This is a genomic window from Ohessyouella blattaphilus, assembly GCF_024721265.1.
GTDB classification, from domain to species: Bacteria; Bacillota; Clostridia; order Lachnospirales; family Lachnospiraceae; genus Aequitasia; species Aequitasia blattaphilus_A.
The window spans coordinates 12259-25844 of sequence record NZ_JAMXOC010000006.1 but is presented as its reverse complement, the minus strand read 5'-3'; the positions used below and the strand labels follow the sequence as shown (position 1 = coordinate 25844).

The following is a 13586-nucleotide window of genomic DNA, read 5'->3' as shown; positions in this document are numbered from 1 at the left end:
GTGAGAATAAAGCTGACGATTGCCTACGATGGGACGAATTACGCAGGGTGGCAGATTCAAAAAAACGCTCTGACAATTGAAGAGGTTTTGAACAAGGCGCTTACTAAATTAACGGGAGAGCAGGTTGCAGTAATCGGCGCTAGCCGAACGGATTCAGGAGTTCATGCGGCGGGACAAATTGCTGTTTTTGACACGAACTCCAGCATTCCGGCGGAGCGCTTTTCTTATGCGATTAATCAGAAGCTACCAGCGGATATCGTGGTGTTGCATTCAGAAGCGGTTCCAGATGACTGGCATCCTCGTTATCAGGATAAGATTTTGAAAACGTATCGCTACCGGATTCTTAATACTAAGGAAAAGGATCCCTTGCGGCGGCTTTATACCGCTCACGTCTCTTTTCCTCTGGCGATCGATAATATGCAAGAAGCTAGTAGTTATCTTCTGGGAACCCATGATTTTACCGGCTTTTCGAATATTAAAAGCGAGGTGTTAAGCGGGGTACGCACCATAACTGCCTTAGAGCTAGAAAAGGTAGGAGAGGAAATTGTGCTGACGATCACCGGCGACGGCTTTTTGTACAATATGGTGAGAATGATTGCTGGCGTATTAATCCGGGTTGGCAGAGGGTTCTATGGACCGGAAAAGGTAAAGGAGATTCTCGAGAACCGAGAGCGTACAAAAGACCGGCTAACGGCGCCGGCCTGTGGTTTGACATTATTAGAGATTCGTTATGATGAAGAATAGTTACTGAAAGATTAATCAAGCTTCTTTTTTAGCGCGGCCTTGCGATTGGCGGCGCTATTTTTCATGGGATAAGCGTTTATCATACAGTAGGAGATAGTAGGAATTTCTTCCAAAAGCTTATATTTTACACATTCTTTGATTTCCGTGGCTTCGGCGACGGTCATTTCGCTATTAATATAGAAGCCGGCATCGACCCGGATGGAATCGGCTGTATATTTGCCACGCACCGAGTGAACGGCTAAGACGCCTTCAACGGAGATTATTATCTGCTTAATCTGGCCCTTTAACTCATCATCGATGGCTCGGTCGATAATCTTATTTACCGCCTCGGCGAAGATAGAAAGAGCGGTTTTAAGGATAAAGACGGCGATAATGATGGCCGCTAGGGGGTCAAGAAGAGGAAAGCCCAGTCTGGCTCCTAAGATACCGACCACACTGCCGATAGAGGCTAAAGCATCGGTACGCTGATGCCAAGCTTCTGCTAGCATGGCCTGGGAGTTAACACTTTTCCCGAAGCGATAGATATACCAAAACATTCCTTCTTTTATGGCCACCGAAAGGAGGGCAACAATTAGGGCAAAGACTCCCGGTGTTGTCAAATTGTCACTATTACCGGCCATAATCTTCTGAATGCCACTTATGCCAATCCCGGCACCGGCACTAAAGAGAATCATGGACATGATAATGGCGGTTACACTCTCGAGCTTACCGTATCCGTAGGGGTATTTTTTGTTAGGCTCTTTGGTAGAGACTTTTACCCCTACATACATAACTAAGGTGCTAAAAACATCGGAAGCAGAGTGGACGGCATCGGAGAGTAAAGCCGCTGAATTAGCTAGGGTTCCGGCCGCAAATTTAATAATGGTAAGAAAGACATTACCAGCAAGATCCACAAGAGAAACCTTTTTTAGACACGTCTCGGTACTCAGTTCGGTACGCATATTTACACCTCGTTTCTTATAGTAAAATAGTAAAAGAACAGTCATTATTATCTTAAGAATACGGTATTAGATAGAGATAAGCAATTAACAGAATATAATTTTTTTGTTAAATTTAAAACAAAAATTTCTGACAAATTGCACAAAAAGATAGAATATTTCAGAAAATAAATTACAAAGTCGAAAATATATGATAGTATAAATTTAACATCATATTTAAAGACTTTGGGAGGTTTGAAAAATGAATGTATTATGGACAATGGTTCCAGTGATTGGGATTCTTGCCCTTATTTTTGCTGCTTATTTGGCGGCAAAGGTAATGAGGGAAGATGCCGGGCTGGAACAAATGAGAGTGATCGCGCGAGCGATACGAGAAGGTGCAAGTGCTTTTTTGCGAGCAGAGTACAAAATTCTGGTGGTGTTTGTGATTGTGCTTTTCTTCGCCATTTGGCTAGGTATCGGTAGTATCGTGACGGCGATCTGTTTTGTTTGCGGTGCTCTATTTTCTACTGTTGCCGGTTATGTTGGGATGCAGATTGCGGTGCGCGCCAATGTGAGAACGGCCAATGCCGCTCGTCTTAGCGGAATGAATAGAGCGCTTTCGGTAGCCTTTAACGGCGGAGCGGTTATGGGCATGTGTGTAGCCGGTTTAGGCGTTATCGGTGTTAGCGTAATCTATTATATTACGGGTAATCCGGAGGTATTATCAGGCTTTAGCCTAGGGGCCTCGTCGATTGCCCTGTTTGCCAGAGTCGGTGGCGGTATTTATACGAAAGCGGCCGATGTGGGTGCAGATCTCGTGGGTAAGGTGGAAGCGGGAATTCCGGAAGACGACCCGAGAAACCCTGCCGTTATCGCGGATAACGTGGGCGATAACGTGGGTGACGTAGCGGGAATGGGTGCCGATTTATTCGAGTCCTATGTAGGGTCCATCGTCTCTGCAGTGACCCTTGGTTTGCTATTTTATAAAGAAGAAGGCGTGCTATTTCCGTTAATCATTGCGAGTCTTGGTTTATTAGCTTCGATTATCGCTACCTTTTTTGTAAAAGGAAAAGAAGGCAGTGATCCTCATAAAGCCCTTAAAATCGGGACTTATGTGTCCAGTGGTCTAGTAGTGGTGGTAGCGCTTATCTTTAGCAATTACTTATTTGGTGATTTTGGTGCAGCGATTGCTGTTATTGCTGGTTTGGCGGCCGGTCTTCTAATCGGTGTAGTAACAGAAGTCTACACTTCTTCTGAGTATCGCTATGTGAAGAAGATTTCTGAGCAGTCCCAAACGGGAGCCGCTACCACGATTATTAGCGGTCTTGCTGTGGGTATGCGCTCTACGGCCCTTCCGATTGTGCTTATCTGCGGCGGTATCTTCGTCGCCAACTTAGCGACGGGCCTTTATGGTATTGCTCTAGCAGCCGTTGGTATGCTCTCCACAGCAGCGATTACCATCGCCGTTGATACATACGGTCCGATTGCCGATAATGCCGGTGGGATTGCGGAGATGGCTGGTCTTGATAAAAGCGTACGGGAGATAACGGATAAATTGGATGCCGTTGGTAATACGACAGCTGCTATTGGTAAAGGATTTGCCATTGGCTCGGCTGCGTTAACGGCCTTAGCTCTTTTTGTTTCTTACTCAGAAGCAGTAGGACTTACCAAGATCGATATCCTAGATGTAAAAGTAGTAATTGGCCTACTAATCGGCGGTATGCTGCCATTCCTTTTCTCCGCCTATACGATGGATTCGGTATCAAAAGCGGCTAACCAGATGATTGGCGAGGTTCGCCGCCAGTTCCGAGAGATGCCTGGTATTATGAAAGGAACCGAGAAACCGGACTACGCTTCTTGCGTAACGATCTCTACCAATGCCGCCTTAAAGGAAATGATAGTACCTGGTGTGATCGCCGTGGTAGCCCCGCTTTTAGTCGGTATCGTCTTAGGTACGGAAGCCCTTGGTGGTCTGCTAGCAGGCACCCTAGTAACGGGTGTATTAATGGCCATCTTTATGTCCAATTCAGGTGGTGCCTGGGATAACGCTAAAAAGTATATCGAAGAGGATAATTATGGTGGCAAGGGAAGCGAAACCCATAAAGCCGCCGTGGTGGGCGACACAGTTGGTGATCCCTTTAAAGATACTTCAGGGCCTTCTATCAATATCCTCATTAAGCTGATGACGATTGTATCATTAGTCTTTGCGCCACTCTTTGTAGCTATTGGTGGCCTATTATAACAACTGAATAGGGAAAAAAGAGCCACGTCCTTAGGAGAAAATCCCAAGAACGCGGCTCTTTTTTGGTGCTTGTTTGAAGTGACATTGAAGTGATATTGAAGTTTGTTTGAAGTGATATTGAAGTTGACATTGAAGTGACATTGAAGTAACATTGAAGTAGTTCATATTAGGGGGTGATTCTATGTATTTGGAAGAGATTATTGACGATATACAATTAGAAAACGACAAATTAGAATGTAAGAGTAGATTAAATCGTGAAGATGTTGTTGGGTGGCTTAAGACTATTGCCGGCTTTGCAAATGCTTCAGGAGGAGATTTTTATATTGGGGTGGAAGATAAAACCAATAAATTGATAGGGTTTGGTAGAAGAGAGGCAGATAATGAACGAAACTATTTTAATAATCAGGTGAATGAGCACTTGACTCCGCGACCACAAATGAAAGTTTCGTTTGTCAGGTATGAAATCAAAAATAGTGAGCGTTTTATTATTCGGGTTCAAGTTTTTGAGTCGCTTGTTAAGCCAATTATCTTAAAGTACAAACAGATTCCTTCCATTTTTATGAGACGAGACGGATATACGAATGGTGCAACCTATGAAGAAATTATAGAGATGAGTGTGAAAAGCAAGAATTCACAGTATGATATTCTGGTTTCAGATATCAAATATAATCCAGATAAAATATCTATGTTACGAGCCTTTTATGCAGCTCATAATGATGGGCAAGAACTTAAAGAGAAAGCGCTTAGGTCTATGGATTTTTACAATGAAGAGGGATATTTGTTGAATGGAGCCACTTTGTTTTTAGATGACTATAAAGGGAAAAAGACAGGGGTTCAGTGTTCGGTATTTTCTGGCTTTAATAAAGGAACAGAAAGAATCGTAACTATCAATAGATTTAATGGGAATATTATATCTACAATTACTGATACAATGGAGTTTGTGAATCAAAGAATGAATCATTCGCTGGTTAAATTAGCCGATTCGAGAAGAAACATTGATGCGTATCCTCAGCGTGCTCTATTTGAGGGCGTAATAAACGCTGTTGCTCATCGAGACTATTATTTGGATGGGACAAGAATTCAGGTGGATATGTTTAAGGATAGATTAGAAATTTCATCACCAGGCGGATTTTATAGGGGAGAGAAGCTCGGGAAAACATATGATTTATCGGGCATTATATCCAAAAGAAGAAATGAACTAATTACAGATGTTTTAGTGGCATGTAATGTTATGGAAGCGGCGGGGACGGGGTTTGATAAAATTGTAGAAGAATATAAAGACGCAAATGAGTCACATAGGCCATATATTTATTCTTCATCAGATCATTTTACGTTGGTGCTTCCTGATTTGACATATGAAGAAGGTGTGGAAAATAGTAGTGTACCAACGCTCACATTTGTTCCCGTTCCAAATGGAACAAATCTTGACGAAAAGGTATTATCATTTTGCTATTATCAAGCTCGTAAAGTGACGGAAATTGCTGAATATCTAGGTGTTAGCGATTCCACTTATCTAAGAAAGAAAGTAATAGGCAATCTTGAGAAAAATGGATATTTGGAAAAGAGTAAGCTGTCTCGCGCCATGTTTTATAAAACTGTTCCAGAAGCGGTGACGTTAAGGTGAACATTTGAATCAAGGTAGAGAATGTGCTATCCTATATAACATAATGAAAATGGTTCTTAATTAAGAAAGAAGGTTTTAAGTAATGACAAAAGTAGATATAATTTCCGGATTTTTAGGAGCAGGAAAAACCACGTACATCAAACAGTTAATTGAAAAAGTATACCAAGGAGAGAAGCTGGTTTTAATCGAGAATGAGTTTGGCGAAATCGGGATCGATGGTGGCTTTTTAAAAGACTCAGGGATTGAAGTGACAGAAATGAATTCCGGATGTATTTGCTGTACTTTAGTAGGTGACTTTAGCAAATCACTACTAGAAGTGCTGGATAAATACCACCCTGACCGAGTAATTATCGAACCTTCAGGCGTAGGTAAGCTTTCAGATGTAGTTGGTGCCGTAAAGGATGTCCAGAAGGAAGCGGATATTGTTATCGAGAATAAGATTGCCGTAGTAGATGGCAAGAAGGCGAAATTATATCTTAAAAATTTCGGCGAATTCTTCGTAAATCAAGTGGAGAATGCAGATGTTATTGTGGTTAGCAGAACCCAGGATCTAAACGATGAGAAATTAGAAGCTTGTATCAACCTTTTGCGCGAACATAATAAAGAGGCGGCGATAATTACTACACCTTGGGATGAGCTTACAAAAGAAGCGATTCTTAACACCGCTAAAAAGCCAGAGGATTTGCTCACTGAGCAGGAGCATCACCATCACGAACACCACCATCATGAGCACGAGGAAGGGTGTAGTTGCGGTCATCATCATGAACACGAGCACCATCATGAACACGAGCACCATCATGAACATGGGGAAGGCTGTAGTTGTGGCTGTGGTCACGATCACCATGAGCATGATCATCACCATCATGACGCGGATGAAGTGTTTACGAGCTGGGGTCAAGAAACGCCTCACAAATACGACTTAGATGAGTTAGAGGCAGTGCTTAAGACTTTGGCAAATACCCAAACTTACGGCCAGGTGTTGAGAGCAAAAGGAATTGTCGCTGGTGCTGATGGCGTTTGGAAAGAATTTGACTTGGTTCCTGAAGAGTATGAAATAAGAGATGGTAAAGCCGATTATACCGGAAGAATATGCGTAATCGGTACAGATTTAAAAGAGGATGAGTTGAAGAAAATATTTCATGTTTAGGAGAGAATAAATGGTACCAGTATATGTTGTGACAGGATTGCTAGAAAGCGGGAAGACCACCTTTATCAAGGAAACGTTAATGACTCAGGAGTGGATTGAAGAAGGATTGACGGTTCTGATTACCTGCGAAGAAGGGGAAGGAGAGTACCCAGAGTCCTTTCTTAAGGTCAATGATATTGAAAAGCTAGAGCTTGAAGAGCAGGAAGATTATAACGCGGTGTTCTTACAGGGGATTGAAAAGAGTTATCAGCCGATGCAGGTGATTATTGAGTATAACGGGATGTGGGACTTTGAAAAATTCTTGCAAGTATCCATGCCTAAGGATTGGGAAATCGGGGGCGTCTATTCGACGGTAAACGGTGAGACCCTTGACGCCTATCTTAAAAACATGCGCAAACTAGTGATGGAGCAGATGACAGAGTCGGAGCTAATCGTGGTAAATCGCTGCGGCGAGGATGTGGATAGAGGGGCCTTTAGAAGAGCGATAACGGTGCAAAATCCTATGGCGCAAGTACTCTTTGAGAAGCCTGACGGGACGATTATTCCACCAGGAGAAGAGGATCTGCCATTTGATATTACCGGCGATAAAATTCAATTAGACGATACCGATTTTGGTACTTGGTACGTAGATACTTTTGATCATCCAGAACGCTACATGGGAAAAGAAATCACCTATTTGGCTCAGGCTTTTCGGCCAAAAGGGATGGAAGAGTCGATGTTTGTCCCAGGACGAATGATTATGACGTGTTGTGCCGATGATGTACGGTTTTATGGATATCCTTGTGTTTCCAAAGACAAGCTTGCCTTTAACTCAGGGGACTGGGTTAAGGTAACGGTGAGATTTGGTGAAGGCTTTAAGACGCCTTCCGGTGAAGAACGACCATTGCTTGAGCTCCTTAAGATAAAGACGGCCAAACCAGCGAAGGAGAAAGTGGTTTATCTGTAAGGAAAAGGTATTGACATTCCGCTAAAGATACGTTAGGATTGCTGTTATATAAAAGAAAAGCGATGACAAGAACAAGTAGTAAGTCTAGGTTTACCAACAGACAGTTGCCGGTTGATGAGAGGCGCAGGTAAGAGGATTTATGAATACATCTTAGAGCTGCACACCGAAAAAAAGTAGTAGGCTGTGACGGAAGATGCCCGTTATGCATCAGAGCAATGATGGTTGCTTATGGAGGCTGATTAGCGCAAGCTATCGGTGAATAAAGGTGGTACCACGGGATTAGATCTCGTCCTTATCGAAAGATAAGGGCGAGTTTTTTATGTAATAGAAAGTTCTTTGAACTTTCCTATTACATAAAAAGCGCTCCGCTAAGGATGCGCACTTCGGCGATAGGAATTTTGTGCAACAGCACACGCCGAAGGCGCAAGAATTTGCCAAGAGCAAATTCTATTTCATACATAAAAAGCGCTCAGCAAAGGAGGTGAGGCGATGACCGAAGAAGACTATTTAAGCGCCGGTTATGAGAAAGAAGAACAGATAATTTCAATTGTACAAGCGAATAAGATGGCATTTGTAACAGCAGGTCCCTTTGTGGTCTTAGAATTTATTATTTGGCTCGGCGTCTTCCGCCTGCCTCTAGGCCTAAAGTTGTCTCACGCTTTCGGTCTACTGCTTCTGTATATGCTTACCATTCCCATCCATGAAGGACTTCACGGACTAGGGTTCTTGCCATTTGTTAAGAACGGCGCACAGAGCATAAAGTTTGGCTTTATGAAAGAGTATTTAACCCCGTATTGCCATTGCCGTGAAGGTTTAAAGCCGAGAGCCTATCTGTTTGCCTTGCTTTTACCCTTTGCGGTGCTAGGGATTGGTACTTTTATCATTGGCCTGTTGACGCAAGAGCCTCTGTTTTTATGGCTAAGTGCTCTTAGTCTGCTTTCAGCAGGTGGAGATACGACGATTGCCGTACTGCTAAGAAAGTATTTATCATTACCGGATTGTTTTATCAAAGACCACGTTAGTGAGTGTGGGTTTGTAGCGTATGTAAAATAAAAAGAATGAAATCAGAAATGAGGTATGAATTAGAATGAAAATTTATGAAGAATTACAAGCGAGAGGGCTGATTGCTCAAGTAACGGATGAACCAGAAATCAGAGAGTTAGTAAATAACGGAAAGGCAACCTTTTACATTGGCTTTGACCCTACAGCCGATAGCCTTCACGTCGGTCACTTTATGGCGTTATGTCTGATGAAGCGCTTGCAGGAAGCCGGTAATAAGCCGATTGCTCTTGTAGGCGGCGGTACGGGTATGATTGGGGATCCATCAGGCCGTAGCGATATGCGTAATATGATGACCCCGGAAATTATTCAGCACAACTGTGATTGTTTCAAAAAGCAGATGAGCAAGTTTATCGATTTTGGTGAAGGCAAGGCGAGGATGGTAAATAATGCCGATTGGCTAATGAACCTAAACTACATCGAATTTTTAAGAGATGTAGGTCCTCACTTTAGCGTTAACCGGATGCTGAGTGCTGAGTGCTACAAACAGCGGATGGAGCAAGGTCTTAGCTTCTTTGAGTTTAACTACATGATTATGCAAGCTTACGACTTTTTCAGATTATACAATGATTACGGCTGTAATATGCAGTTTGGTGGTGACGACCAGTGGAGCAACATGCTAGCGGGAACAGAACTTATCCGCCGTAAGCAAGGGGATGACGCTTATGCGATGACGATTACGCTTCTACTAAATTCTGAAGGCAAAAAGATGGGAAAAACCCAGAGCGGTGCTGTATGGCTTGATCCAGAGAAAACTAGTCCATACGATTTTTACCAATACTGGCGGAATGTAGCGGATGACGATGTCTTAAAATGCTTGCGGATGCTGACCTTTTTGCCAATTGAGCAGATCAATGAGATGGATAGCTGGGAAGGAGCCCAGCTTAACCGAGCAAAGGAAATCTTGGCTTATGAGCTTACGGCTCTGGTTCACGACGAAGAGGAAGCTAAGAAAGCAGAAGCTAGTGCCAAAGCCATCTTTACTAGCGGCGTTGCGGCAGAGATGCCAACTACGACTTTAACCGATGAGGATTTTACCGATGGTGAGATTGATATCTTAACGATGTTAGTTAAGAGTAAAATGGTACCTTCAAAAGGCGAAGCGAGAAGAAATGTCCAACAAGGCGGCGTATCTGTAGACGGTGAGAAGGTAGAAGATATCGCCAAAAGCTTTACCAAAGAAGAGCTAAGTGGCGACGGCGTGGTAATTAAGAAGGGTAAAAAGAACTTCCACAAAATGCAGTATTAGTGTGTGAAGTTGTCGCCTGGGTAATTAAGGGTTATAATAGGGATAGGTAAATAAAACAGACAGTTGGGGATAAGGAGAAAAGTAGTAATGAAACTAGAACTGTATCTTGACTATGGGTGTCCGTTTTGTCTAAAAGGATACCACGAAGTGATTGCTCTTATCGTTGAGGAATTTTGCGATTTAGAACTAAAGATTGTTCCTTGCGAAGCTCATCCGCGTCCAGAAACACACGGACTACACACGGATATTTGTGCTCGTGGTTTTTACGTGGCTGGGGATTATGGCTGTAATCCCATTGAGTATAGCGACATCATCTTTAAAGCTTCTTTAAAAGATAAGGTAGATATTGAAAATGTAGATGTGGTAGCAGATGCCTTGGCAAATATTATCGAACCAGATGATTTTATCGAGGGTATTGAAAAGGGTGATTACGTAGACCGGTTGAAGGAGAATAACGAAAAGGCTTGGGAGACGTTAGGATTTCCCGCTGTCCCTTCTCTTAAGATGGGAGACAGTACTTTGCCAGCCGTACCGGGTGTAGGCCTAACCAGAGGGCAGATTAAGAAGTTTATAAAAGCGAATAAAGCATAAGAGTGAAAAAGCGCTACAACCAAATGACTTGGTTATAGCGTTTTTTTTAAAGCTATTTATTTAAGAGGCGCCAAAGAGTATTGCGAGCGATACCCAAACGTTTGGCGGCTCTTGATTTATTTCCGCCCTCTTCTGCTACGACAATACGAATAATATCAGTAGTGATATCCTCTAGTGATTGGCTTAGGTCAAAAGAACTAGCAAGTGAGACACTAGGAATTTGTTCTTCGTTTAACGCTCTTTGTAGCTCTTCTTTCGTAATGTAAGAGGATTGAGAAAGGATGACCAATTCCTTGATTATTTGCTTGAATTGCCGAAGGTTACCAGGCCATGGAAAAGAACAGAGAAAATCCTTGGCAGTGGCATCAAAGTTGATGACAGATTTACCGAATTCTCGATTCATGTTATTGATATAGATGGTGGCTAAGTTAGAAATATCATCTTTTCGCTCCCGTAGGGGTGGGAGTTTTAGCACGAGGCAAGTAAGTGCATCCGTAAGCGCCGTTTTGTGGGAGGTAGAGGAAATACTTTTAGAGTTTTCCTCTAAGGAGAAGAGGAGACGGTTGCGGTAGTCGGTTTTGGCAAAAAGTATATATTTCCCTAACATTTGTATCTGTTCAAGACTTAGTGATTCTATATGTTTTATGTAAATAGTCGCATTTTGTCCTAGAAGAATAGAATTTGTGCTTGTCATTAGCTGATTCCAGCTCTTTGCGCTCATCATTTCGCAATCAACTTCATAAAAAGGTGTGTTTGTATAGGTACTATTGTGATAAATGTAGGCGGCGGTGTCTTCTTTGCCAGTGCCCTTTTCGCCGATGATTAAAATAGGTTGTCTTGTGCGAGCGTATGCCACGATTTTATCTTTAAGTTGTCCGAGAAAGCTTGTTGCTGCAAATTCATCAACAGGTGGATTTTTTTCTCTATATGGCTCGACTACACGAATGGAAGGGTCGCCTAAAATAGTGGGAACATAGGTATTCATTACGTATACGAATAAGAGCTCCTGACCATTGGGTTTACGAATATGGGCAGTGATACGACAAAGTTTTTGATCAATAATTTGTTCAAAAGAAGAGGTACTACAATCCCAGAAAGCAGGAAGCGATTTACTGATAAAGCGAAAGACCTTCTTGTTGTATTCGGACTCTTCCATTGTGTTATGGAGGATTTTGTTATTTCCATCCAGAACGAGAGTATCCCAAGGAGCATATTGGATTACATCGTTAAAGAGGTCTTTTTCCTTTTTTAAATAAATATAATTTCGACAAATCATAACAGCCTGATCAAAGGCAGTTTCTACGCTTTCGGGACCAGAGGTAATTAATAAGGCATTCATACCGCGTTGCTTAGCGGTGGAGGTAGATAACATATCGCCGATAATTAGTTGACATCCTTCCGTCTCCAAACGATCTATTTGTTCTTGAGCCTCCACTTGTCCAGTGGCGGAAACAATTTCCAAATCATATTGTAATAATTCGCATAAAAGTTTGGCGGTATTGGTTATGCTAGCCGCTCCAACAATAGCGAAACGCTCGCCAAAACCCTCAGTGGTTTTGATTACTCGCAGAACATCATACATAGAAATCTGAATTTCAACAACAGGAATATCGGTATTTTGTTCAATCATTCGCGCGGTTCCCCCGCGAGAAATAATTATATCGTAGTTATCGTTGTCTATTTCCTTTTTTATTCGATCGAATTCCACGACATTTGCGACACACGTATGTAGGTGAACATTTGGTTTTTTCATTGCAATTTTACGAGCAGTTTCCTGTAAGCCCAAATACGGGGCGATTAGTAATACATTAATGTCTTTCATTCATAGTTCTCCTTTCCCTAGGTGTTCCATAAATGAGCATAACATAACGAAAAGAAGAGGTAAAGATATAAAAAAGGAAGAAATGCGCAAATATGGAACGAAATGTGCGTGTGCCTTTATTGTTTAAAGGCGAAAGAGTCTTTATATTATCTAAATAAGCGTGCACAGCTTAATGACTAATGAGGAAGGAACAAAAGAATATGGAAAGGCCTATTATAGGAATCACAATGGGAGATCCGGCTGGTAATGGTCCGGAGTTATCCATAAAGTCGTTGAATTCAGAAACCCTGTATCAGAAGTGTCGTCCGCTGATTATTGGTGATGCGGGTTGCCTTAGAGTGGCAATAGACACTTTGAAATTGTCAAATCAAATTAAGGTAAATGGGGTTAGTGACCCGTCAGAAGCGAAATTTGAATATGGGACTATAGACGTTATCGATATGAAGAATGTAGACCTTGCGACTCGAGAGTTCGGCAAGGTTCAGAAGATGTGTGGCGAGGCAGCGTTCCAGTATGTAACGAAAGTTATTGAACTAGCAAAGACCGGAGAAATAGATGCGACGGTTACGAATGCTCTTAACAAGGAGTCCATAAATCTTGCTGGACATAACTATTCAGGACACACAGAGATTTATGCCGATTATACGGATACGGCTGACTATGCAATGATGTTAGCCCACGATGAATTGAGAGTCGTGCATGTATCAACACATGTGTCTTTATTACAGGCATGCCAGGCAGTGAAGAAAGAACGCGTGCTAGAGGCTATCCGTCTAGCAGCAAGTGGTTGCCAGGCACTTGGAATTGAAGAACCTAAAATTGCTGTGGCAGGACTCAATCCTCATGCAGGTGAAAACGGGATGTTTGGCCGTGAGGAGATTGAAGAAATATTACCAGCAATTGAAATTGCTACCAAAGAAGGAATTTGCATACCGGATGGAAAAGCAGTTCCACCGGATACAGTTTTCTCCAAAATGGAAGGTGGATGGTATGACGTCGCCGTCGTGATGTACCACGATCAGGGACATATTCCTCTTAAAGTAAAAGGCTTTGTATATAACAAAGAGTTAAGTAAATGGGATTCTGTAGCAGGTGTAAATATTACGTTAGGTTTGCCGATTATTCGCGTTTCGGTAGATCACGGTACAGGTTTTGGACATGCTGGTGATGGCAGCGCAAGTCCAGCTAGTCTAAATAATGCAATTGACTATGCAATCCGTTTTGCAATTCATAAACGCTAGA

Annotated in this window: 11 protein-coding genes and 1 other annotated feature; of the genes, 9 read left to right on the top strand and 2 right to left on the bottom strand. The window is 42.4% G+C overall.

Annotated features, from left to right (window positions below):
* Positions 1-744: a tRNA pseudouridine(38-40) synthase TruA gene (gene truA / locus NHH16_RS05825; protein WP_262068650.1), complete on the top strand. Its 744-nt coding sequence runs from the start codon at positions 1-3 to the stop codon at positions 742-744.
* Positions 745-755: 11 nt separating this feature from the next.
* Here truA and NHH16_RS05820 read toward each other — a convergent pair whose 3' ends face one another.
* Positions 756-1685: a cation diffusion facilitator family transporter gene (locus NHH16_RS05820; RefSeq protein ID WP_262068649.1), complete on the bottom strand. Its 930-nt coding sequence runs from the start codon at positions 1683-1685 to the stop codon at positions 756-758.
* A 238-nt stretch (positions 1686-1923) separates the two neighbouring features.
* Between NHH16_RS05820 and NHH16_RS05815 the strand changes: the two genes are divergently transcribed.
* The 7 genes from NHH16_RS05815 (at position 1924) to NHH16_RS05785 (ending at position 10522) form a co-directional block, all read left to right on the top strand.
* Positions 1924-3906 (top strand): sodium-translocating pyrophosphatase, encoded by a 1983-nt coding sequence (locus NHH16_RS05815; protein WP_262068648.1) that lies wholly within the window; start codon positions 1924-1926, stop codon positions 3904-3906.
* Positions 3907-4087: 181 nt separating this feature from the next.
* Positions 4088-5530 (top strand): ATP-binding protein, encoded by a 1443-nt coding sequence (locus tag NHH16_RS05810; protein ID WP_262068647.1) that lies wholly within the window; start codon positions 4088-4090, stop codon positions 5528-5530.
* Between the two features lie 82 nt (positions 5531-5612).
* Positions 5613-6677 (top strand): CobW family GTP-binding protein, encoded by a 1065-nt coding sequence (locus NHH16_RS05805; RefSeq protein ID WP_262068646.1) that lies wholly within the window; start codon positions 5613-5615, stop codon positions 6675-6677.
* Positions 6678-6687: 10 nt separating this feature from the next.
* A complete protein-coding gene (locus tag NHH16_RS05800; protein WP_262068645.1) occupies positions 6688-7623 on the top strand; it encodes a TIGR03943 family putative permease subunit in 936 nt (311 codons plus the stop codon).
* Positions 7624-7676: 53 nt separating this feature from the next.
* Positions 7677-7920 (top strand) — a binding site (T-box leader).
* Between the two features lie 192 nt (positions 7921-8112).
* Complete coding sequence (locus NHH16_RS05795) at positions 8113-8676, top strand: DUF3267 domain-containing protein (protein WP_262068644.1); 564 nt, start codon at positions 8113-8115, stop codon at positions 8674-8676.
* A gap of 34 nt (positions 8677-8710) precedes the next feature.
* Positions 8711-9931: a tyrosine--tRNA ligase gene (gene tyrS, locus NHH16_RS05790; protein WP_262068643.1), complete on the top strand. Its 1221-nt coding sequence runs from the start codon at positions 8711-8713 to the stop codon at positions 9929-9931.
* Between the two features lie 87 nt (positions 9932-10018).
* Positions 10019-10522, top strand: a complete 504-nt coding sequence (locus NHH16_RS05785; RefSeq protein ID WP_262068642.1) for a DsbA family protein — start codon at positions 10019-10021, stop codon at positions 10520-10522.
* Between the two features lie 52 nt (positions 10523-10574).
* Here the strand turns inward: NHH16_RS05785 and NHH16_RS05780 are convergent, their stop codons facing one another.
* Positions 10575-12344 (bottom strand): sigma-54-dependent Fis family transcriptional regulator, encoded by a 1770-nt coding sequence (locus NHH16_RS05780; RefSeq protein ID WP_262068641.1) that lies wholly within the window; start codon positions 12342-12344, stop codon positions 10575-10577.
* 200 nt (positions 12345-12544) lie between these two features.
* Here NHH16_RS05780 and pdxA point away from each other — a divergent pair, with 200 nt between their 5' ends.
* Positions 12545-13585 (top strand): 4-hydroxythreonine-4-phosphate dehydrogenase PdxA, encoded by a 1041-nt coding sequence (pdxA, locus tag NHH16_RS05775; protein WP_262068640.1) that lies wholly within the window; start codon positions 12545-12547, stop codon positions 13583-13585.
* The last annotated feature ends 1 nt before the right edge of the window (position 13586 follow it).